The organism is Allobosea rubneri (assembly GCF_032464875.1).
Classification (GTDB): domain Bacteria; phylum Pseudomonadota; class Alphaproteobacteria; order Rhizobiales; family Beijerinckiaceae; genus Allobosea; species Allobosea rubneri.
This window is the reverse complement of record NZ_JAWDID010000068.1, coordinates 1-21,845: the sequence shown is the minus strand read 5'-3', so window position 1 is coordinate 21,845 and position 21,845 is coordinate 1. Positions and strand designations below refer to the sequence as shown.

Below are 21,845 nucleotides of genomic sequence, written 5' to 3'. Positions count from 1 at the left end.
TCATTCCGCCGCCGGCCGGGCCAGCGTCGCCTCGACGGCGCTGGCCGCCTTGTCGAGCCGGGCGAGCGCCTCGGAGACCTCCGCGTCGCCGATGATTAGCGGCGGCAGCAGGCGCACGACATTGTCGCCGGCGGCGACGACGAGAAGACCGGCGGCCCGCGCCTCGGCGACGAAATCGGTGTTCGGGGTGCGCAGCTTCAGACCGAGCATCAGACCCTGGCCGCGAATCTCCTCGATCACGTCGGGATGCTTGTCCTTGAGCTCGGCCAGCGACTGCTTCAGCCGCAGGCTGACCTGGGCGACGCGCTCGATGAAGCCGGGCTCGAGGATGACGTCGAGCACAGCATTGCCGACCGCCATGGCCAGCGGATTGCCGCCGAAGGTCGTGCCATGCGTGCCGAGAACCATGCCGGCCGCGGCCGCCTCGGTGGCGAGGCAGGCGCCCATCGGGAAGCCCCCGCCAATGCCCTTGGCGATCGCCATGATGTCTGGCGCGACGCCGTTATGCTCATAGGCGAAGAATTTTCCGGTGCGGCCGACGCCGGTCTGAATCTCGTCGAAGATCAGGAGCAGGCCGTGCTCGTCGCAGAGCTCGCGCAGCAGCTTGAGGAAGCGCATCGGCACCGAGCGCAGGCCGCCCTCGCCCTGGATCGGCTCGATCATCAGCGCGGCCGTCTCCGGCGTGATCGCGGCCCGCAGCGCCTTCTCGTCATCGAAGGGCACCTGGTCGAAGCCGTCGACCTTGGGGCCGAAGCCGTCGATGTACTTCTGCTGACCGCCGGCGGCGATGGTCGCCAGCGTGCGGCCATGGAAGGCGCCTTCGAAGGTGACGATGCGGTAGCGCTCGGGGTGGCCCTGCGCCGCATGATATTTGCGCGCCATCTTGATCGCGCACTCGTTCGCCTCGGCGCCCGAATTGGTGAAGAAGACGCGTTCGGCGAAGGTCGCCTCGCAGAGCCGGCGGGCGAGCTTCTCGCCATCCGGCATGCTGTACAGGTTGGAGGTGTGCCAGATGCGCTGGGCCTGCTCGGTCAGCGCCTTGACCAGATGCGGATGGGCGTGGCCGAGCGCATTGACGGCGATGCCGGCGCCGAAATCGAGATAGCGCTGGCCGTCGGCAGTGATCGCCCAGGCGCCTTCGCCGCGCTCGAAGGCGACAGGTGCGCGCGCATAGGTCGGCAGCAGAACAGAGGAATTGGCGGAAACGGAAGCGGAGCTCATGGAGCGAGGTCCTCGCGACGGAACTTAACGGAAAGCGCTGGGCGCCGGGGTGTGAAGCGGTAGTTCGGGGCCCGGCGGCAATCTGCCAGCACGATGCGACCCCGCGGCGACGTTATCGTCGCAGGCCTTTCCCGTTTTCTCGTCGCGCCGTCAGCCGCATCGCTCGAAAGTCCGGATCGCTCAAAACATAAGCGCCGCCCCAAGGGCGGCCGCATTGAGAAGACTATGCAAAAGCGGTCCGGCACTGTCAATTCCGGCCGGGCGCCGCAGCGTTGCCAAATAGACTCACCCGGCTGCGGGATCGAAGGTTTGTCTGGGGAAAAGCCGATTTCCGATTCGACGACTCTTGTGGGCGAGTCAAGCCATCTTGTATGGTCCCCTTTGTCAGATACGACATCTCGTGCGGCGTCTCCAGTATCGTCAGTTCCGAGCGTAGCGGTTTCCGTTCTCCGACGGACGCTGCCGATATCGGATTCCGCCATGATCTTTCCCTATGCCTCGCCCGCTATCGGCAAGGCATGACGAAGACAGGTGAAATCGATGAGCGAAGCTGGAGCCTGGACCGACGAACGCGTCGAACTGCTCAAGAAGCTCTGGAATGACGGGCTGAGCGCCAGCCAGATCGCCGGCGAACTCGGCAACGTCACCCGCAATGCTGTCATCGGCAAGGTCCACCGTCTCGGCCTTTCGGGCCGCGCCAAGAATCCCGGCTCGGCCGCGCCGCGCCCGCGCAAGCCCGCCACCCGTCCGCCGGCGCATCCGATGGCCAGCCCGGCTGCGGGCGGTGGCGGCATGACCCGCGGCAACACCGCGCTCGCCCCGCAATTCGTCCCGGAGATCGAGGCGGAGCCGGAAGCCGAGCACGTCCCGGCGCCCGCCGAGGAGGTGGTGATCCCGTTCTCCGAGCGCGTCACCATCATGGACCTGCGCGAGTATATGTGCCGCTGGCCGATGGGCGACCCGACCTCGCCTGAGTTCCGCTTCTGCGGCGGCCGCTCGCTGACCGGCATGCCCTATTGCGGCTATCACGCCCGCATCGCCTACCAGCCGGCAACGGATCGGCGCCGCGACCGCAAGGTGCGCGCCTGATCCGGCAGGAACCGATCGAGCCATCAAAGCCGGCCTTCGGGCCGGCTTTTCTATTGGTGGGAGAGACGCCGATGCGCACCGACGAAACCGCGGGCCCTGTCGAATATGCCTGCGCCCTGCCGATCCGGGGCGGACGCGTACTGCTCGGGCTGAGGGCATCGCATCGCCGGAACCGGCCATCCTGCTGGGACACGATCGGCGGGCATGTCGAGCCCGGCGAAACGGCCGATCAGGCCCTGATCCGCGAATTGCAGGAGGAGATCGGCATCACGCCGACCACATTCGCGCACTTCACCACGATCGAGACGACGGAGAGCGACGGCGTCTCGCCGGCCCTGTGGCATCTGTTCAGCGTCACAGGCTGGGATGGCGGCGATCCGGCTATCGCCAATGACGAGCATAGCGAGATCCGCTGGTTCGCCTTCGCCGATGCCCGCGCTCTGTCGCCGCTGGCCTCTGAAGCCTACCGCCCGGTCTTTGCCCGGCTGGCCGAAGCGCCATGACCGGTTTCGCGATCTATCTCGGCGCCGCCTTGGCCGAAATCGCCGGCTGCTTCTCGTTCTGGGCCTGGCTCAAGCTCGGCAAATCGGCCTGGTGGCTGTTGCCGGGGCTCCTCGCCCTGGCGCTCTTCGCCTGGCTCCTGACGCTGATCGACAGCGCCGCCGCCGGGCGCGCCTTTGCCGCCTATGGCGGGATCTACATCGTCGCGTCACTGGGTTGGATGTGGCTGGTCGAGAAGGTCCCGCCGGATCGCTTCGATCTGGCTGGGGCGGTGCTGTGTCTCGCGGGCGCGGCGGTGATTGTCGCCGCGCCGCGCTGAAGCCTCAGCCGCGGGCGAAGGTCTCGTCGAAGGCGTAGCCGGCACCGCGCACGGTGCGCAGCGGGTCCTTGGCGTCGTCGGGGGTGATCGCCTTGCGCAGGCGCCCGACATGCACGTCGACGGTGCGCTCGTCGATATAGACGTCGCGCCCCCAGACGGCGTCGAGCAGCTGGGCCCGCGAATAGACCCGGCCCGGGGCCTGCATCAGGAATTCGAGCAGGCGGAACTCGGTCGGGCCGAGATGCAGCTCGGCGCCGCCGCGGCGCACCCGCCGCGTCGTCCGATCGAGCTCGAGATCGCCGGCGGTCAGCATGCCGACGACATGGCCGGGCTTGACCCGGCGCAGCAGCGCCTGGATGCGGGCGATCAGCTCCGGCAGCGAGAACGGCTTGACGACATAATCGTCGGCGCCGGTGGCGAGGCCGCGCACCCGCTCGGTCTCCTCGCCGCGCGCCGTCAGCATGATGATCGGCACGCGCTCGGTGTCGCGGCGGGCGCGCAGGCGCCGGCAGAGCTCGATGCCGGAAAGGCCGGGCAACATCCAGTCGAGCAGGACGAGATCGGGCGTATGATCGCGCAGATGCAGCTCGGCGTCGTCGCCGCGCGCGACGCTGTCGACCTCGAAGCCCTCGGCTTCGAGATTATAGCGGAGCAGCAGGGTCAGCGGCTCTTCGTCCTCAACGATCAGGATGCGTGCAGGCATGTCCGGCCTCCGCTCAGGCGCCCGTCCGCTCAGCCATTGGCTGCGGGCAGGTCGACCAGGATGTTGGTGGTGTCGAGCTTGGGACGGCTCTCCTCCACCGACTGGCCGGTGATCAGGTAATGGATCGTCTCGGCGATGTTGGTGGTGTGGTCGCCGATGCGCTCGACGTTCTTGGCGCAGAACAGGAGATGCGTGCAGAAGGTGATGTTGCGCGGATCTTCCATCATATAGGTCAGGAGCTCGCGGAAGAGCGAGGTGTAGAGCGCGTCGATCTCGTCGTCGCGGCGCCAGACCTCCATCGCCTTCTGCTCGTTGCTGGCGGCATAGGCGTCGAGCACGTCCTTGAGCTGAGCCTGCACCAGGCGGCTCATATGCTCGAGCCCGACCACGGCGCGGTGCGGCGGCGAGAACTGGCCGGAGATCGCGACGGCGCGCTTGGCGATGTTCTTGGCGAGATCGCCGACGCGCTCGATGTCGGCGGCGATGCGGATCGCCGAGATCAGCTCGCGCAGATCGTTGGCGAGCGGCTGACGGCGGGCGATGGTCAGCACCGCCTTTTCCTCGACATCGCGCTGGAGGTTGTCGAGCCGCTGGTCGGCCGTGATCACCTTCTGCGCCAGCGCGGTGTCGCGGCGCACCAGCGCCACGGTGGAATCGCCGAGCATGCGCTCGGACATGCCGCCCATCTCGGCCAGGCTGCGGCGCAGCCCTTCGAGGTCGGCATCATAGGAACGGACGATATGATCGGACATCGGGGCGGATCCTGTGGCGGGAGCGAGCGGACTTGCGGGCGTCAGCCAAAGCGGCCGGTGACGTAGTCCTGCGTCTGCTTCTTGTTGGGGTTCATGAAGATGGTGTTGGTCGCGTCGAACTCGACGACCTCGCCGAGATACATGAAGGCGGTGTACTGCGAGACGCGCGCCGCCTGCTGCATGTTGTGGGTGACGATGACGATGGTGAAGTCGCTCTTCAGCTGCTCCAGCAGATCCTCGATCTTACCGGTCGAGATCGGATCGAGCGCCGAGGTCGGTTCGTCGAACAGGATGACCTCGGGCTTCTGGGCGATGGTGCGGGCGATGCAGAGGCGCTGCTGCTGGCCGCCGGAGAGGCCCATGCCGGAGCTCTTCAGCTTGTCCTTGACCTCGTCCCAGAGAGCGGAGCGGCGCAGCGCACCCTCGACGCGGTCGTCGAGCTCCGACTTCGGCGGCTTCTCGTAGAGGCGGATGCCGAAGGCGACATTGTCGTAGATCGACATCGGGAAGGGCGTCGGCTTCTGGAAGACCATGCCGATGCGCGAGCGCAGCTCGTTGACGTCGACATCGTTGGAGATGACGTTGCGGCCGTCGAGCAGCACCTCGCCGGTGGCGCGCTGCTCCGGATAGAGCGAGTAGATCCGGTTGAAGATGCGCAGCAGGGTCGACTTGCCGCAGCCGGAGGGGCCGATCAGCGCGGTGACGTGGCGGTCACGGAAGCTGAGATTGACGTTCTTCAGCGCCTTGTGCTCGCCATAGTAGAAATCGAGGTTCTTCACCGCGATCCGGATCGGCGCCTGGGCGTCGAGGACCTGCGGGCTGAGTTCCAGGGTCGAGAGCATCGACATGTTCCTTCCGATCGGACGTGGTGCTCACTTGCCGCCGCGCACGATGCGCCGGGCGATAAGCGAGAGCAAAAGGATCGAGACGGTGATGATCAGCGAACCGGCCCAGGCGAGCTGCTGCCAGTTCTCGTAAGGAGCCGAGGCGAACTGATAGATCGTCACGGGCAGGTTGGAGACGCCGCCGACCAGCGTCGGCGAGAACCAGAAATTGTTGTTCAGCGCGGTGAAGAGCAGCGGCGCGGTCTCGCCGGCAATGCGGGCCAGCGCCAGCAGGATGCCGGTGACCATGCCGGACTTCGCGGCCCGCCAGGTGATCGCGGTGATGACCACCGAGGGCGGGGCGCCGAGGGCCGAGCCGGCTTCGCGCAGCGGCGCCGGGACGAGGCGGAGCATGTCCTCGGTGGTGCGCACGATGACCGGGATCGCGATGATGCCGAGCGCGACGCCGCCCGCCCAGCCGGAATAGCCGCGGAAGGGCTCGACCAGGATGACGTAGACGAACAGGCCGATCAGGATCGAGGGCGCCGAGAGCAGGATGTCGTTGATGAAGCGGATCAGGTTGGCGAGCTTCGAGCCGCGGCCGTATTCGGCGAGATAGGTGCCGGCGAGCACGCCGATCGGCGTCGCCAGCGCGATGCCGAGGAAGGTCAGCACGGCCGAGCCGACAATGGCGTTGGCGAGGCCGCCGCCCTCGGAGCCGGGACCGGGCGTGATCTGCGTGAAGGTGCCGGCCGAGAGGCCGCCAATGCCCTTCACCACCAGCATGCCGAGGATCCAGAACAGCACGGTGATGGCGACGAGGGTGAACGCCGTGGCGATGATCTTCATCAGCCGGTCGGCATTGCGGCGCGCCGGGCGCACGCGGCCCCACGGGACTTCGGGGGTCATCACCATCGCAGGCGCGGCGGAGGCGGAAGGAGGCGTCGAGTTCATGGCTTGCGCTTCCTCAGAACGACTTGACGCGCGCGACCAGGATGCGCGCGATGACGAGGACGACGAAGGTGACGAAGAACAGGATGCAGCCGAGCGCGATCAGCGCGTGGAGCTGAAGGCCGAGCGCCTCGTTGAACTCGTTGGCGATGCGCGAGGCGATGGTCGAGCCGGGGTCCATCACCGAGGCCGAGAGCCGGTTGGCGTTGCCGACGACGAAGGTCACCGCCATGGTCTCGCCAAGCGCGCGGCCGAGGCCGAGCATGATCGCGCCGATGATCGAGACGCCGGCCTGCGGCACCAGCACGTGGCGGACGACCTCCCAGGTCGTCGCGCCGATGCCGTAGGCGCTCTCGCGCAGCACCGAGGGGATCTGCTCGAGCATGTCGCGGGTGATCGAGGCGATGAACGGGATGATCATGAACGCCAGGATGATGCCGGCGGTCAGGATGCCGAGGCCCGAGGGCGAGCGCGAGTACAGGATGGTGCCGACGATCGGCATGCCCTCGACGATGTTCGAGAGCGGGATCTGCACATAGGCCGCAAAGAGCGGCACGAAGACGAAGAGCCCCCACATGCCGTAGATGATCGAGGGCACGGCGGCGAGCAGCTCGATCGCGGTCGAGACCGGCCGCTTGAACCAGGGCGGAGCGAGCTGGGTCAGGAAGACGGCGATGCCGAGCGAGAGCGGCACGCCGACGACGAGGGCGATCAGCGCGGTCGACAAGGTGCCGACGATCGCCGGGAAGGCGCCGTACTGATCGTTCTGGGTGTCCCAGACGCTCGAGGTCAGGAAGCTGAAGCCGAATTCGCGGAAGGCCGGCCAGCCGCCGGCCACCATGGCGCCGATGATCCCGGCGAGCAGGACCAGCACGAACAGCGCCGCCAGGAAGCTGGCATTGCGGAAGACGAGGTCGAAGGTGCCTTTCGGGGTCCTGCGGATGGCGGGCAATCCCGATGCCATCTGGTCAGTCACGGCAGCCATCGAAGAAACTCCGGTCGGTTTCAGGCGGGTCGAAGGGGCCGGAACCGGCCCCTTCCTTTAGCGTGGTCGCAGGGCGATCAGAAGATCGGCTTGCCGGCCGGGTCGGTGACGCCCTTCCAGGCGTTGCGGACCTGGTCCTTGACGTTCGCCGGCAGCGGCACGTAGTCGAGGTCGAGCGCCAGCTGGTCGCCGCTCTTGTAGGCCCAGTCGACGAACTTCAGCGCCGCCTGGGTCTCTTCCGGCTTCTCCGGCTTGGCATGGATCAGCAGGAAGGTGGCGGAGGTGATCGGCCAGGCCTGCGCGCCCTTCTGGTTGTTCAGCGAGATGCCGAAGCCGGGAGCCTCGTTCCAGTTGGCATTGGCGGCGGCAGCCTGGAAGGACTTGTCGTCCGGAGCCGGGAAGTTGCCCTCGGCGTTCTGGACGAGCGCATGGGCGAGCTTGTTCTGCTTGGCGTAGGCGTACTCGACATAGCCGATCGAGTTGGCGACCTGCTTGACCGAGGCGGAGACGCCCTCATTGCCCTTGCCGCCGATGCCGACCGGCCACTGCACGGCGGTGTTGGTGCCGATCTTCGACTTCCACTCCGGCGAGACACGCGAGAGATAATCGGTCCAGACGAAGGTCGTGCCCGAGCCGTCGGAGCGGTAGACCGGGCTGATATTGGCCTCGGGCAGGGTCAGGCCGGGGTTCAGCGCGGCGATCTTGGGATCGTTCCACTTCTTGATCGTGCCGAGATAGATCTCGGCGATCAGCGGGCCGGTCAGCTTCAGCTTGCCGGCCTCGATGCCGGGGACGTTGATCGCGGGAACGACGCCGCCCATCACGGTCGGGAACTGGATCAGGCCGTCCTTGGTCAGGTCCTCGCCCTTGAGCGGGGCATCGGTGGCGCCGAAGGCGACCGTCTTGGCCTTGATCTGGCGGATGCCGCCACCCGAGCCGATCGACTGGTAGTTGAGACCGATATTGGTCTCCTTCTTATAGGCCTCGGCCCATTTGGCGTAGATCGGGAAGGGGAAGGTCGCGCCGGCGCCGGTGATATCGGCAGCCTGGGCGGCGCCGGAGATCCCGACAGCCGCGGCCGCGAGAATGAGAAGTTTGCGCATGAGATGTCCTCTCTGGGTCGCAAGGTGTCGCGGCGCGCAAAAACACCGTCGATATGACAGCCAGATGACAGATCGTCATCAAGCCGCAGCGGCAGCCGTCACATTTCGTTAACGGCCTACCTCGGCCAGCAGCGGCAGTATCGCGCGGAAGGTCGCGCCCTCGCCGACGACGCTCTCGATCGTCAGCCGGCCACGATGGCGCAGCACGATGTGCTTGACGATGGCGAGGCCGAGCCCGGTGCCGCCGGCCTCCCGGCTGGCAGCGTTGTCGACGCGGTAGAAGCGCTCGGTCAGGCGCGGCAGATGCTCGGCCGCGATGCCCGGGCCATCGTCGCGAACGCTGAACGAAGCCTCCGCGCCGCCCTCGATCCTGATCGCGACCTCGCCGCCGGGCTTGCCGTACTTGATCGCGTTCTCGACGAGGTTCTCCATCAGCCGCAGCAATTCGTCGCGGTCTCCCGCCACCACGACCGGCCGCGGTGCCAGATCGAGCCTCAGGGTGACGTCGCGCTCGCGCGCCATCAGCACCAGCGCGTCGAGGATCGTGCGGGCGATCTCGCCGAGATCGACCGGGGTCTGTGGCGCCAGATGCGCCTTGAGCTCGATGCGCGAGAGCGAGAGCAGGTCGTCGACCAGCCGCGCCATGCGCAGGGCCTGCTGGCGCATGATCTGCAGGAAGCGCTCGCGCGCCTTCTCGTCGTTGCGGGCCGGGCCCTGCAGCGTCTCGATGAAGCCGAGCACCGAGGCGAGCGGGGTGCGCAATTCATGGCTGGCATTGGCGACGAAGTCGACGCGCATGCGCTCGGTCAGGCGCTGCTCGCTGAGATCCTCGAAGGTCAGCAGGACGGCGCGGCGCTCGCCCTGGCCGGCCAGCGCGGCGATGTGGATGCGGAAGGTGCGCTCGATCGGCACCCGCTCGATCAGCTCAATGGCGCGGCGGCCACCCTGACGCGAAACCTGATCGATCGCGTCGATCATGTCGGGGTCGCGCATCACCAGCGCGAGCTGCTTGCCCTTCTCCAGCCCGGCGATCAACGAGCGGGCGGCCGGGCTCAGCGCCTGGATGGTGCCCTGCTGGTCGAGCAGGATCACGGCGACGCCGATCGCCTCGATCAGCGCGGCAGTGACAGGGGCTCTGGGATCGACGAGATCGTGCATGCTGCTCGGCCTTCCGCGGCGCCGTTGCGGACGCCGCCCTCATAGGCAGGTCTCGCAACGGCGCGCAATTCTCTTCCCGGCGACGGGGCGCGGCCGGAACCGTCGGGCCAAGCACGGCTGTATGACAGTACTGCCAGCGCCGGCTAGATTTCATGGCGCCTGATGCGCCGTCCCATCTCGTTCAGCGCCAGCAGCACCAGCGCCAGGATGAAGGGCAGGATGTAGTAGATGATCCGGAACAGCAGCAATGCGCCGAGCACCTGCTCGAAGGGCAGGCGACTGAGCGCGATCAGCATCGTCGCCTCGAAGACGCCGAGCCCGCCCGGCGCATGGCTGGCGATGCCGATCAGGCAGGCGAAGATATAGGCGGCGAGGAAGCTCTCATAGGAGAGGTTGTGCCCGCCCGGCAGCAGCACGAAGAGCACCGCCGCAGCGGCGGAGACTTCACAGGCGCCGAGCAGCATCTGGCCGAGCGTCACCCCGAGTCCCGGCAGAGGCAGGTTCCAGCCGCGCACCCGCAAGGTCCGCTCGCCCGTGGCGACCCAGAAGAGATAGCCGAGGATGCCGAGAGCGGTGACGGCGCCGACCGCCTGGATCAGCAGCGGCGAGGTGCGGGCCAGCTGCGCGACCGATTCAGTCGCGTAGAACAGGCTGACGCAGAAGATCATGCCGAGCCCGAGCCAGAAGGTCAGGCCGGCGATCACCGTCAGGCTCGCGACCTCCGAGGCGCGCACGCCCCTGGCGGCATAGACCCAGTAGCGCACCGTGCCGCCGGTGACGATCGGGAAGCCGAGCGTGAAGGAGACCGAATAGCTGGTGAAGGAACCGAGCGCGGTGGTGCGATAGGGGATCGACAGGCCGAGGCGCTTCAGCGCCAGCGCGTCATAGCCGGTGAGCAGGAGATAGCTCAGCGCGGTGAAGGCGAGCGCCAGCGAGAGCTGCCGGAGGCTGGCATTGGCGAAGGCCTTGGCGAGCTCGCCGGGCTCGATCTCGCGGACGATGAAATAGAGCACGACCAGCGAGGCCAGGAAGATGATCGCGCTGGCGAGCGGGCCGAGCCACCACCAGCGGCTGCGCTTGCGCAGCGGCATTCCTGGCTCGTGCGGGCCGAAAGACATGCGGGCTCTTGTCGTGTTGATGCCCGGATCTCGGCGGGCAAGGCGGATTGCAGGCAGGCGGCGGGACCGCCCGGACCCGAGAGATAGCGCCTCGGTTGCGAACCACAAGCGCGCGGCACGCGGCGAATGCGCGCCATGAGGCTGGCGCAGGCGCACCGGGCCGCCATTTGCGACAGTCCGGCGACGGCTGCGCAGCCCGCCGGGCGAGACCTACCCGGCCGCCGCCCGGGCGAAGAAGGCCTCCGGCCCCTCGACCTCGACCAGGCGCCGGTTCTCGATCTGCCAGAAGCGGTTGCCGACCGTCCGGACGAAGCTGCGATCATGCGAGACCAGAAGGCAGCTCGCCTCCTGCGCCGTCAGTTCGGCTTCGAGTGCCTCCTGGCCCTCGATGTCGAGATGGTTGGTCGGCTCGTCGAGCAGATAGAAGTTCGGCCGGGCGAGGCGCAACGCCAGCATGGCGAGGCGTGCCTTCTGCCCGCCCGACAGCGCCCCGATCGGGCTCTCCTGCCGGTCGATCGCGATGCCGGCGCCGGCGAGCAGGCTGCGCGCGGGCTGGTCGCCGACATCGAAGCGGCGGCTGATCAGGCGGTGCGGCGTCTCGCTGCCGGGAAATTCGGCGAGGTCCTGGCTGGCGATGCCGGGGACCAGCGAGGGCGTCGCCCTGATGCCGGGGATCTCCCTGCCGGCGATCGCCGCCTGAAGCAGGCGGACGAGGCAGGATTTGCCGGCGCCGTTGTCGCCGAGCAGCACGATGCGGTCACCCGGGTTGATCCAGCGCTTGCCAGTCCTGAACAGCAGGGTTCCGTCCGGCGTCGCGACCGGCAGGTCGTCCAGCGCCAGGAGGGCGCGCGCATGCGTGCCGGCATGGCTGAGCCTGATCGCGCCGGCCGAGCGCTCGCGATGGGCCGGCTTCGCCGCCTCCTCCAGCGTCTCGGCCCGCTGCCGGAGCTGCCTGGTCTTGCTGAGCAGGAGGTCGCTGCCGGAATTGATGCCTATATTGTTGAGCTTGGCCGCCTGCCGCCGCAATTGCTGCACGGCCTTGATGTCGCGCTGGTGGCGGCGCGCATCGGCGGCATCGATCTCGTCGAGGGCGATTCGGGCCCGCGAATAGGGCAGCGGGAAGAGCTGCGACCGCTCCTGGCGCAGGAACAGCGTCCGGTTGGTGACGGCGTCGAGGAAGGCGCGGTCATGGCTGGCGACGACCACGGCCATGTCGCGCGGCAGCGCGCCGAGCCAGTTTTCGAGCTGGCCGATGCGTCCGAGGTCGAGATGGTTGGTCGGCTCGTCGAGCAGCAGGAGATCGGGCTCGGTCACGGCGACGCGGGCGAGCATGGCGAGGCGCTGCCAGCCACCGCTCAACTCTCCGAGCGGGCGCTGGCGCAACGCTTCGGGCACGTCGAGGGCATCGAGCGCGACCTCGACGCGCCAGCGCTCGCTCTGCGCCTGCTCGGCCGGCAGCGCACCGAGCACGAGTTCCCGAAACGCCAGATGCCCGAGCCGTGGCGGGATGTCCTGCTCGACATGGCCGATGCGCAAGCCGCGCGAACGGGTGATGTCGCCGCTGCCGGGCTCGGCCGCGCCGGCAAGGCAGCGCAGCAGGGTCGACTTGCCCCGGCCATTGGCGGCGACGAGGCCGAGCCGGTCTCCCGGAGCGACGGCGAGGCTGAGGCCGGAAAACAGCTGTGCGCCCAGCGTGACGCCGAGCTTCCTCAGATTGATCATGGTCATGGTTCAGGTCTCTGGACTGCCCGAGCCGTCATTCGGCGGAGCGCGCCCGGCGCCCCATGCCTCGAATGCGAAACGCCGGAACGGCGTCGGCTCGATTGAGTGGAACAGGGCGCAGGACATCCGGGCGATGAGGCCAGATGCTGCGCCACCACGAAGGGCAGACCGGAGAGAGAACCGAAAGGGAGGCTCTGAGGTCAGCCCTGCAAGCTAGCCTTGCAGGGCCTGAACGGGGCCGCGCTGACGATGGTGACGAAAGAACGTGATCACGCAGCCCTCCTTTCTCGTGTGGGTCGACGCAAGGGAATTAGCGCCGTTTTTCGGACGGCGCAATCGCCTCAGGCGGTCTTGCGGAAAATCCGGAGCGTCTTGAAGCCGCCGATTTCCTCGACCGGGCGCGACTTCGCCCATTCCTCGATGACCGGCTTGGCCGTCTCATAGGCGAAGGAGCCGGTGTAGAACAGGATATGGCCGCCGGCATCGGTCTGGTCGGTGAAGAGCTGCATAACCTCGAGATCGGTCAACGCGCCATAGGCGTCGTTCTTCTCGCTGCGGAACTCGCAGGAATGGAACAGGGTGACGATGTCGAAGCGCGGTAGCAGTCTGGCATTGCTGGTGTAGATGTCGCCGAAATAGGCGGAATAGCTCTTGGTGATGGTCGGGTTGTCGATCGCCAGCTTGACGAAGGCGTCATATTCCTTCGGCGAGGCGGTGATCCCGAGCACGGTGCAATCCAGTTCCGGCTCGGCGCAGCGGATGCCGATGTAATGATGGCCACCGGTGCCGAAATGATAGATGCGCTTGCCGGTGATGCCAGCTTCCTCGAGCCATTCGACGAAATGCACGTCGCAGGGGCACTGCTCGACCCGCAGGCCCCAATAGACGTCCCAGATGTGCATCTGCATGGCAAAACTCCGTGGAAGCGAGAGAAAGAAGCGCCGGACTAGGCTGAACGCCGGCTGAATGACGATGGAACGGGATGCGCTTAGCCGCCGCCAGCCTCAACGAGAGCGGCCGGACGCGCCGGTTCGCCGCCGGCGATGCGGGCGACGCCGCCAGCGCGGCGCATGGTGAGGTGGCGGCAGGAGACCTCGGCGAAGCCCGGACTCTGGCCGATCAGCAGCATGATCGCCTGCGGACGCGTCGCCCGGATATGCGCCAGCAATTCCAGCGCCGCCTCTGTCTCGAGCCCGCTCGTCGCCTCGTCGAGCACGAGGATGTCGGGATTGGCGAGTTCGGCCCGCGCCAGCGCCAGGCGCTGCCGGTCGCCAGTCGTCAGCGCCTTGTCCCAGTCGCGCGGCTGGTCCATCTGCGGCACGAGGCCGGCGAGCCCGTAGCTGCGCAGCGCTTCCTTGGCCGCCTCGACGCTGTGGTCGCCGGCAGGATCGAGCGCGGCGCGCAGGCTCCCTTCCGAGAGATGCAGTTTTTGCGGCAGCACCGCGAGCCTCGCCTCGGCCGGCAGCGCGACGCTGCCCCTGCCCCAAGGCCAGAGTCCGGCGACCGCCTGGATCAGCGCCGCCTTGCCATGACCGAGCTCGCCCGCAACATGCAGCGTCGCGCCCGGCGGCAATTCGACGGCGAAATCGGCCAGCAAGGTCCGCCCGTCGCGGTCCGTCAAAGTGAGATCACCCAGCCGCAGGCAGCCATCGGCGCTGGTTTCGACCGCGATCTCGCCGCCGGAATGGCCGTGATCGAGTGCGCCGAGCGCGACTGCGAGCTCGTTGACCCGCCGCGCCGAGGCGAGCCATTCGGCGATGCGCATGAAGTTGTCGAGCACCCAGTTGAAGGCATTCTGCACGGCGACGAAGGCGGCGGCGACCTGGACGACGTCGCCGAGCGACATCTCGCCGGAGAGGTATTTTGGGGCGGCGAGCAGGAGCGGCACCACGGGAACCAGCGCGCCGCTGCCATTGGTGATCCAGGTCAGCCGGCCGCGCTGGCGGATCATGGCGAGCCAGCGCCCGACGAGATTGTCATAGGTCGCGGCGACGGCGCGGCGCTCGCCGGTCTCGGAGCGCGAGAGCGCGATGGTCTCGCCATGGTCGCGGATGCGCATCAGCGAGAAGCGCAGGCGCGCCTCGCCCTCGTTGCGGGCGGCGATCAGGCGCGGCAGCGGCCGGCCGACCCAGGTGATCAGGCTGGAGACCAGCACGGCATAGACGATGGCCGCCAGCACCATATAGGCGGGGATCTCGAAGGTCGTGCCGCCGGCCGAGACGGTCAGCGAGCCGCCGATGCTCCAGAGGATGCCGATGAAGGTGATGGCGGTGATCACCGCCGAGAGCAGGCCGATGGCGAAGTCGACAACCGGCTCGGTCGCCCAGCGGACATCGTCGGCGATGCGGTATTCGGGGTTGGCCGGCTCGTAGCCGGAGAGGCCGAGCCGGTAGAACCTGCGCTCGCCGATCCAGCCATCGGCGAGCCTGGCCGTGACCCAGGCGCGCCAATGGACCTGGAATGTTTCCCGTGAAACCAGGATGACGACACCGAGGCCGGCGGCGATCAGCACCAGCACGGGAAAGACCGCCATGGCGATCAGCGCGCTCTCCCCGTCCTTCTTCTCGAGCGCGTCGAAGAACCAGCCGTTCCAGCGGTTGACGGTGACATTGGCGAAGACGGCGAGGATGATCGCGCTCGCCAGCGAAATCGACCAGAACCAAGCCTTGCCGGCGCTGGCGCCACGCCAGAAACCGCCGGTCAGGCGGGCGAAGCTCTTCGCGACCTGCCAGTCAGATGGCAGGCCGGTATCCCTGGCATGCTGGTCTAGCGCCTTCAGCACAGGCTTCTGATCCCCCCGGATCGCAACATCGCGGGCGGAGGCCGGCCGGGTCTTCCCGGTCCGGGCCAAGCCCATGATGCCGCTTAGTCAGGCCGGGATGAACTGCGGCTGAATGAAAGCATCAGCGACGCCAGGCGGGAGCGCTCAGGCCGCCTTCGCCTCCTCGCCGAGGATCCGGGCCAGGCTCTCCAGCAATTCGCGCGAGCCTTCCTCGCGATGGACCGGGTCGTCCTTGCCGCCGAGATAGGCGCCCTGCTCGGTGAAGACGAGCTTCGTGCCGCTGCCCTCGGGCAGATATTCCATGGTCAGCAGCGAGCCGGAAAGCGGCACGCCGTCGGTCGCCATCGCATAGGCGAGGATGATGCGCTCGTTCGGCTGGATCACCTGATAGACCGATTCATTGGTGATCGGCGGTCCGCCCTGATAGCGGAAGCGGCTGCGCTCGAAGCCGCCGACGCGGAAGTCGACGTCGAACTGCTCGACCGTCCAGCCCTCACCCTCGGCGAACCAGCGGCGCTTGATCGCGGGGTCGGCGAAGGCGGCGAAGACCTTGGCGGGTGGCGCGGCATAGCTGCGCTCGATGGTGAAGCTCGCATGGGTGACGGGAGTCCTGCTCATGAGCGTTTTCCTTTCACTGAGCGGTTGTTCGTCAGGGGTCAGCGGCTGAGCCCGGCATCGCCTTCGCGACGCGGGAAGAACTGGAAGAAGGGCTCGGCCTCGGCGAGGGCGCGGGCATAGGAGGGACGCGTGCGCAGGCGGTCGAAATAGGCCCAGAGCCGCTTATGGCTGTCGCGGAAGGACAGGGCCCGCTCGGCATAGAAGAGCGCGGGCGCGGCTGCGCAGTCGGCCATGCTGAAGTCGTCGCCGGCGGCCCATTGCCGCTCGCCAATCTCGGCTTCCAGCACGTCATAGATGGAGGCGAGCGTCGCCTTGGCCTCGGCGACGCCGACCGCATCCCGGCTCTCCTCCGGCCTGAGCCGGTCGAGCACCACCTTCTGCATGGGAATAGCGACGTAGAGATCGAAGAGCCGGTCGAGCCGGCGGACCTCCAGCGCCGCGACCGGGTTCTCCGGCAGCAGTGTAACCGGGCCGGGATAATGCAAGGCGAGATGCTCGATGATCAGGCTGGTCTCCGGCACGAGCTTGCCGAGCCGGTCGTCGCGCAGCAGCGGGAACTTGCCGAGTGGCCAGAGCTTCAGGAAATCGGCCCGCTCGTCGGGATCGCCGAGATTGACGAGATGCGGCGTGAACGGCGTCCCGTTCTCGTAGAGCGCGACCAGCACCTTCTGGCAGAAGCCGGAAAGCGGGTGGAAGTAGAGCGTCAGGGACATGGCTTCGCGTTCCTGCTTCTTGGTAGGAGCGGGTTGAAGGACTTCGGTCGATAAGGCGTCTGTTCAGGCGGGCGCCTGCTCCAGCGCGAGGTAGTCGGCGAGCCGGTCGAAACCGATCCCCGTGCCCCGCTCGCGCCAATCGGGCTTGTCGTGGCCGTCGAGAAAGGCCGCCTGCTCGGTGAAGAGGAGGCGGGTGCCGGCCCCCTCGCGCCGAAATTCGATCGTCGCCAGCGAGACCGACAGGCGCACATCGTCACGCAGCAGTTCGTAGCTGTAGACGATGCGCTCGTCCGTCAGGATCTCCTGGAAGGTCGCGTTCATCGCGTAGACGCCATCCGGCCCCGGCGCGCCGCGCATGGTCTCGCTGCCGCCCTCCCGGAAATCGAGGCTGTGCTGACCGAGGCCGCCTTCGTCATGGCAGGCCGACCAGCGCCTTTTCGCAACGGGATCGGCGAAGGCGGCGAAGACGCGGGTAGGGCTCGCATCATAGCGACGCTCGATCGCGAAGCTGGCATGGACGACCGATCGCTCCGTCATGCGCCGTTCTCCTGTTCGGTTTCCGCAGCCTGTTCGGCGAGGAAGGCGCCGAGCCGGTCGAAGCGTCGTTCCCAGAGGGAGCGGCGTTCGCTGATCCAGCGCTCGGCTGCGCGTAGCGCCTGCGTCTCCAGCTGGCAGTTGCGGACGCGCCCGATCTTCTGCGAGCGCACCAGCCCGGCACCTTCGAGCACGGCGAGGTGCTGGACCACGGCCGACAGCGTCATCTGCAAGGGAGCGGCGAGCTCGCTGACGCTGGCCGGCCCCTCGCTGAGCCGCTGCACCATCTGCCGGCGGTTCGGGTCCGCCAGCGCCTGGAACATCAGATCGAGCTGGTCTGGTTGGTGAAGCATGCGCTTAAGTATCCTGATGCTCGCAGCCTGTCCAGACAAACTTTAGCGCTTGCTAAAGTTTCGTGACCCGGCTCCGGCGCGACATCCGGCGCATTGCCTCCGGCGGGTCCGAGCGGCTATGAATCCCGGCACGCTCTCTTATCCCGCGTGTGCCATTCAACCGTCTGCGACAGCCGCCGGAGCTTTTGCCATGCGAATCGAGAACGACCCGAAGCTGGATTTCCGCGACGTGCTGATCCGGCCCAAGCGTTCGACCCTCGGCAGCCGCTCCGAGGTCGACGTCCACCGCAGCTTCCATTTCGCCCATACCGGCCGCGAATGGTCCGGCTTCCCGCTGATCGCCGCGAACATGGACGTGGTCGGCACCATGGCGATGGCGCGCGCCCTGCTGAAACACGGCGCCATGGTCGCCCTGCACAAGCACTACAGCGCGGACGAACTGATCGCCTTCTTCAAGGAGCCGGGCTCGGCCAACGCCTTCTATTCGCTCGGCACGACCGATTCCGACCATGACAAGCTCAAGGCGGTGCATGCGAAGGCGCCGATCGACAAGATCTGCCTCGACGTCGCCAATGGCTACACCGAGAAGTTCGTCGACACCGTCAAGGCGACGCGCGACGCCTTCCCGAACGCCGCGATCATGGCCGGCAACGTCGTCACCGGCGACATGACCGAGGCGCTGATCCTGGCCGGCGCCGACATCGTCAAGGTCGGCATCGGCCCGGGCTCGGTCTGCACCACCCGCAAGATGACCGGCGTCGGCTATCCGCAGCTCTCGGCGATCATCGAATGCTCCGACGCCGCCCACGGCCTGAAGGGCCTGGTTTGCGGCGATGGCGGGCTGACCGTGCCGGGCGACGTCGCCAAGGCCTATGGCGGCGGCTCCGACTTCGTGATGATGGGCGGCATGCTCGCCGGCCATGACGAATGCGAGGGCGAGATCCGCTATGAGGAGCGCGACGGCGAGAAGATGCCGGTCGCGATGGTGTTCTACGGCATGTCCTCGGACACGGCGATGAACAAGTACTCGGGCGGCGTCGCCAAGTACCGGGCCTCCGAGGGCAAGACCGTCGAGGTGCCCTATCGAGGCCCGGTCGAGGGCACGATGCAGGAGATCATGGGCGGGGTCCGCTCGGCGATGACCTATATCGGTGCGGTGCGCCTCAAGGAAATGTCGAAGCGCACCACCTTCATCATGGTCGGCGCCCAGCTCAACACCGTGTTCGGCAATTGAGCGAACCGGACGTCGCCATCATCGGCGCCGGGCCGGCCGGGCTGATCGCGGCCGAACGGCTGGCGCAGGCCGGGCACCGGGTGGCGCTCTACGAACGCATGCCCTCGCCGGCGCGCAAATTCCTGCTCGCCGGTCGGGGCGGGCTCAACCTGACGCATTCCGAGCCCCTCGACGGATTTCTCGGCCGCTATGGCGAGGCCCGCCTCTGGCTCGAGCCGGCGATCAGAGCCTTCCCGCCAGAGGCGCTGCGCGACTGGGCCGACGGACTTGGCGCCGAGAGCTTCGTCGGCTCGAGCGGCCGGGTCTTCCCGAAGGCGATGAAGGCCTCGCCCCTGCTGCGTGCCTGGCTGGTGCGGCTCGACGGGCTCGGCGTCAGGCTGCAGGCCGGCCGGCTCTGGACGGGCTGGGACGAGAGCAGCGCCCTGCGCTTTGCCAACCGCGACGGGACGGTCGAAACGCTTCGCCCGGCGGCCACGCTGCTGGCGCTCGGCGGCGCGAGCTGGCCAAGGCTCGGCTCGGATGGCGGCTGGCAGACGGCGCTGGCCGAGAAGGGCGTCGCGATCGCTCCGCTACGCCCGGCCAATGCCGGCTTCTCGGTCGAGTGGTCGCCGGTGATGCGCGAGCGCTTCGCCGGACAGCCGCTGAAGCGGATCTCGCTGTCCTTCGCCGGCCAGCGCGTCAGGGGCGAGGCGATGATCGACGCCGATGGCATCGAGGGCGGCGCGATCTATGCGCTGTCGGGACCGCTGCGCGAGGCGATCGCATGCGATGGCCATGCCGAGCTTGCCGTCGATCTGCGGCCCGATCTCGACGAGGCTGCGCTCGCCGCCCGCCTCGCACGCCGCCGCGCCGGCGAGACGCTCAGCAACCATCTGCGCAAGGCGGCGGGGCTCGCGCCGGTCGCGATCGCCGTGCTGCGCGAGGCCGCCGGCGGCCCGCTGCCGGCAGAGCCGACTGACCTCGCCCGGCTGATCAAGGCGACGCCGCTGCGGCTTACCGGGACGGCGCCGATCGCACGCGCCATCTCGACGGCCGGCGGCATCCTCGCCGAAGAGGTCGACGCAGGTTTCATGCTGAAGCGCCTGCCCGGCGTCTTCGTCGCCGGCGAGATGCTCGACTGGGATGCACCGACCGGCGGCTACCTGCTGCAGGCCTGCTTCGCGACCGGCGTCGCGGCGGCCGATGGGATCGAGCGGTTTCTAAACAAGCCCTCATCCTGAGGAGCGGGCTTCAGCCCGCGTCTCGAAGGATGTTTCAGGAGGCTCGGGAGATTTCTGGAGTGTCCTTCGAGACGGCCCTGCGGACCTCCTCAGGATGAGGTCGCTCTCAGTTCAGCCCCTTCAGCCGGTAAAGCGCTTCCAGCGCCTCGCGCGGCGTCATCTCGTCCAGGTCGAGCCCGGCGAGCGCCTCCCTGAGCAGATCGGGGCCGGAAGCGACCACGGGCGTGGGCTGCGGGCTGCGCAATTGCGCGGCGAAGAGCGGGAGATCGTCGACCAGCGCCGCGACCGGCTTCTCGCGCTCGCTCTTCTCGAGTTCGCCGAGAATGGCGCGGGCGCGCTCGACCACGGCCGGGGGCAGCCCGGCCAGCTTGGCGACCTGGATACCGTAGGAGCGATCGGCCGCACCGGGCACGACCTCGTGCAGGAAGACGACCTCACCATTCCATTCAGTGACGCGCACGGTGGCGTTCGCGACCCGGTCGAGCCGATCCGCCAGCGCGGTCAGCTCGTGGTAATGCGTCGCGAACAGGGCCCGGCAGCGATTGGCCTCGTGCAGATGCTCGATCGCCGCCCAGGCGATGGAGAGCCCGTCGAAGGTCGCGGTGCCGCGCCCGATCTCGTCGAGGATGACGAGGGCGCGCGGGCCGGCCTGGTTCAGGATCGCGGCGGTCTCGACCATCTCGACCATGAAGGTCGAACGTCCCCGGGCGAGATCGTCGGCGGCGCCGACGCGCGAGAACAGGCGGTCGACCACGCCGATATGAGCGCTGCCGGCCGGCACGAAGGAGCCCATCTGCGCGAGCACGGCGATCAGCGCGTTCTGGCGCAGGAAGGTCGACTTACCCGCCATGTTCGGACCGGTGATCAGGCAGATGCGCCCGTCCTGGCGCTTGCCGGCAGGCGAAAGCTCGCTGTCATTGGCGACGAAGGGCTGGCCCTCGCGCTTCAGCGCGGCTTCGACGACGGGGTGGCGGCCTGCCTTGATCGAAAAGGCAGCGCCATCGTCGACGAGCGGGCGGGTCCAGCTGCCATCGACCGCGAGCTCAGCCAGCGCGGCGGCGACGTCGATCGCGGCCAGCGCCAGGGCCGCTGCCTTGATCGGCTCGGCCTGATCGAGCACCGCCGCGGTCAGCTCAGCGAAGATCGACAGTTCCAGCTTCAGCGCCCGGTCGGCGGCCGAGGCGATCTTGGCCTCGAGCTCGCCGAGCTCGACCGAGGAGAAGCGCATCGCATCCGACATGGTCTGGCGGTGCACGAAGACGGCGCGCCAGGGCTCCCTCAGGAAGCTCTCACCGACCGCCTGCGGCACCTCGACGAAGTAGCCGAGCATGGAATTGTGCTTGATCCGCAGCGTGCGGCAGTCGGTCTCGGCGGCGTAGCGGGCCTGGAGCTGGGCGATGACCTTCCGCGAATCGACCTGCAGCAGTCGCAGCTCGTCGAGGGCAGGATCGAAGCCTTCACGCACGAAGCGGCCATCGCGCCGCAGCAGCGGCAATTCATCTGCGAGCGTCGCCGACAACCGCGCGCCAAGGTCGGGGTCGGTGCGGCCTAGAGCCAGCGCCGCCTCACGCAGTTCCAGCGGAATCTCGGCATGACGCAGCAGGGCGGCGGCGATGGCGCGCGCGGCCTCCAGCCCGGCGCCGAGCGCGGCGAGATCGCGCGGGCCGCCGCGGTCGAGCGCGCGGCGCGACACGGCACGCGCGATGTCGGGAACGCGGGCGAGATCGCGGCGCAGATCCTCGCGCAGCCCGGGAGCCTCGACCAGGGCAGCGACGGCATCGTGCCGGCAGCCTGCTTGCCACGATCGACCGGACGCAGACGCCAGGTGGCAGCCGGCTTCTCGCCGAGCGCCTCGCCGGACAGAGTGCGCGTCAGTTCGAGATTGGCCCTGGTCGCCGCGTCGATCAGCATGGCCGCGCTCTCGCCCTCGCGCCGCGGCGGCGAG

The 21,845-nt window shown here is 68.0% G+C and carries 21 protein-coding genes and 1 pseudogene; 5 read left to right on the top strand and 17 right to left on the bottom strand.

Annotated elements, in window-relative coordinates:
- Window positions 1–1,221, bottom strand: a complete 1,221-nt coding sequence (locus RKE40_RS26305; RefSeq protein ID WP_316021133.1) for an aspartate aminotransferase family protein — start codon at window positions 1,219–1,221, stop codon at window positions 1–3.
- Between the two features lie 540 nt (window positions 1,222–1,761).
- Here RKE40_RS26305 and RKE40_RS26300 point away from each other — a divergent pair.
- The 3 genes from RKE40_RS26300 to RKE40_RS26290 all read left to right on the top strand — a co-directional run bounded on the left by RKE40_RS26300 (window position 1,762) and on the right by RKE40_RS26290 (window position 3,130).
- Window positions 1,762–2,310: a GcrA family cell cycle regulator gene (locus RKE40_RS26300; RefSeq protein ID WP_316021132.1), complete on the top strand. Its 549-nt coding sequence runs from the start codon at window positions 1,762–1,764 to the stop codon at window positions 2,308–2,310.
- Between the two features lie 71 nt (window positions 2,311–2,381).
- Window positions 2,382–2,813, top strand: coding sequence for an NUDIX hydrolase (locus RKE40_RS26295; protein ID WP_316021131.1), 432 nt, complete (start codon window positions 2,382–2,384; stop codon window positions 2,811–2,813).
- On the top strand, window positions 2,810–3,130 hold the full coding sequence (locus RKE40_RS26290) for a YnfA family protein (protein ID WP_316021130.1): 321 nt from the start codon (window positions 2,810–2,812) through the stop codon (window positions 3,128–3,130). The genes RKE40_RS26295 and RKE40_RS26290 overlap by 4 nt, the downstream gene beginning before the upstream one ends.
- Before the next feature lie 4 nt (window positions 3,131–3,134).
- On the opposite strand, the gene phoB is transcribed toward RKE40_RS26290, so the two are convergent.
- From phoB to RKE40_RS26215, 15 genes are all read right to left on the bottom strand, one after another.
- Window positions 3,135–3,833, bottom strand: coding sequence for a phosphate regulon transcriptional regulator PhoB (phoB, locus tag RKE40_RS26285; protein ID WP_316021129.1), 699 nt, complete (start codon window positions 3,831–3,833; stop codon window positions 3,135–3,137).
- Between the two features lie 29 nt (window positions 3,834–3,862).
- On the bottom strand, window positions 3,863–4,585 hold the full coding sequence (gene phoU, locus RKE40_RS26280; protein WP_066473331.1) for a phosphate signaling complex protein PhoU: 723 nt from the start codon (window positions 4,583–4,585) through the stop codon (window positions 3,863–3,865).
- Window positions 4,586–4,626: 41 nt separating this feature from the next.
- Window positions 4,627–5,433, bottom strand: coding sequence for a phosphate ABC transporter ATP-binding protein PstB (gene pstB / locus RKE40_RS26275; protein ID WP_291639442.1), 807 nt, complete (start codon window positions 5,431–5,433; stop codon window positions 4,627–4,629).
- Window positions 5,434–5,457: 24 nt separating this feature from the next.
- Window positions 5,458–6,363 (bottom strand): phosphate ABC transporter permease PstA, encoded by a 906-nt coding sequence (pstA, locus tag RKE40_RS26270; RefSeq protein WP_316021128.1) that lies wholly within the window; start codon window positions 6,361–6,363, stop codon window positions 5,458–5,460.
- 13 nt (window positions 6,364–6,376) lie between these two features.
- A complete protein-coding gene (gene pstC / locus RKE40_RS26265) occupies window positions 6,377–7,345 on the bottom strand; it encodes a phosphate ABC transporter permease subunit PstC (protein ID WP_316021127.1) in 969 nt (322 codons plus the stop codon).
- Window positions 7,346–7,422: 77 nt separating this feature from the next.
- Window positions 7,423–8,448 (bottom strand): phosphate ABC transporter substrate-binding protein PstS, encoded by a 1,026-nt coding sequence (gene pstS, locus RKE40_RS26260; RefSeq protein WP_316021126.1) that lies wholly within the window; start codon window positions 8,446–8,448, stop codon window positions 7,423–7,425.
- 108 nt (window positions 8,449–8,556) lie between these two features.
- A complete protein-coding gene (locus tag RKE40_RS26255) occupies window positions 8,557–9,606 on the bottom strand; it encodes an ATP-binding protein (protein WP_316021125.1) in 1,050 nt (349 codons plus the stop codon).
- Between the two features lie 143 nt (window positions 9,607–9,749).
- On the bottom strand, window positions 9,750–10,697 hold the full coding sequence (locus RKE40_RS26250; RefSeq protein ID WP_316021124.1) for a lysylphosphatidylglycerol synthase domain-containing protein: 948 nt from the start codon (window positions 10,695–10,697) through the stop codon (window positions 9,750–9,752).
- Between the two features lie 237 nt (window positions 10,698–10,934).
- Window positions 10,935–12,452, bottom strand: coding sequence for an ABC-F family ATP-binding cassette domain-containing protein (locus tag RKE40_RS26245; protein ID WP_316021123.1), 1,518 nt, complete (start codon window positions 12,450–12,452; stop codon window positions 10,935–10,937).
- A gap of 335 nt (window positions 12,453–12,787) precedes the next feature.
- Window positions 12,788–13,354: a hypothetical protein gene (locus tag RKE40_RS26240; RefSeq protein ID WP_316021122.1), complete on the bottom strand. Its 567-nt coding sequence runs from the start codon at window positions 13,352–13,354 to the stop codon at window positions 12,788–12,790.
- 80 nt (window positions 13,355–13,434) lie between these two features.
- Window positions 13,435–15,228, bottom strand: coding sequence for an ABC transporter ATP-binding protein/permease (locus tag RKE40_RS26235; RefSeq protein ID WP_316021121.1), 1,794 nt, complete (start codon window positions 15,226–15,228; stop codon window positions 13,435–13,437).
- A 144-nt stretch (window positions 15,229–15,372) separates the two neighbouring features.
- The gene (locus RKE40_RS26230) at window positions 15,373–15,846 is read right to left on the bottom strand and encodes an SRPBCC family protein (RefSeq protein WP_316021120.1); all 474 of its coding nucleotides are present in this window, start codon (window positions 15,844–15,846) and stop codon (window positions 15,373–15,375) included.
- Between the two features lie 38 nt (window positions 15,847–15,884).
- On the bottom strand, window positions 15,885–16,559 hold the full coding sequence (locus tag RKE40_RS26225) for a glutathione S-transferase family protein (RefSeq protein WP_316021119.1): 675 nt from the start codon (window positions 16,557–16,559) through the stop codon (window positions 15,885–15,887).
- Window positions 16,560–16,622: 63 nt separating this feature from the next.
- Window positions 16,623–17,096 (bottom strand): SRPBCC family protein, encoded by a 474-nt coding sequence (locus RKE40_RS26220; protein ID WP_316021118.1) that lies wholly within the window; start codon window positions 17,094–17,096, stop codon window positions 16,623–16,625.
- On the bottom strand, window positions 17,093–17,446 hold the full coding sequence (locus RKE40_RS26215) for an ArsR/SmtB family transcription factor (RefSeq protein ID WP_316021117.1): 354 nt from the start codon (window positions 17,444–17,446) through the stop codon (window positions 17,093–17,095). Before RKE40_RS26215 ends, RKE40_RS26220 begins: the two co-directional genes overlap by 4 nt.
- Before the next feature lie 190 nt (window positions 17,447–17,636).
- Between RKE40_RS26215 and RKE40_RS26210 the strand changes: the two genes are divergently transcribed.
- Together RKE40_RS26210 and RKE40_RS26205 are read left to right on the top strand one after the other, a co-directional pair.
- A complete protein-coding gene (locus RKE40_RS26210) occupies window positions 17,637–18,680 on the top strand; it encodes a GMP reductase (RefSeq protein ID WP_316021116.1) in 1,044 nt (347 codons plus the stop codon).
- A complete protein-coding gene (locus RKE40_RS26205) occupies window positions 18,677–19,900 on the top strand; it encodes a TIGR03862 family flavoprotein (RefSeq protein ID WP_316021115.1) in 1,224 nt (407 codons plus the stop codon). The genes RKE40_RS26210 and RKE40_RS26205 overlap by 4 nt, the downstream gene beginning before the upstream one ends.
- A gap of 106 nt (window positions 19,901–20,006) precedes the next feature.
- On the opposite strand, the pseudogene mutS reads toward RKE40_RS26205, so the two are convergent.
- A pseudogene (gene mutS, locus RKE40_RS26200) lies at window positions 20,007–21,845 on the bottom strand (DNA mismatch repair protein MutS); the annotation flags it as partial.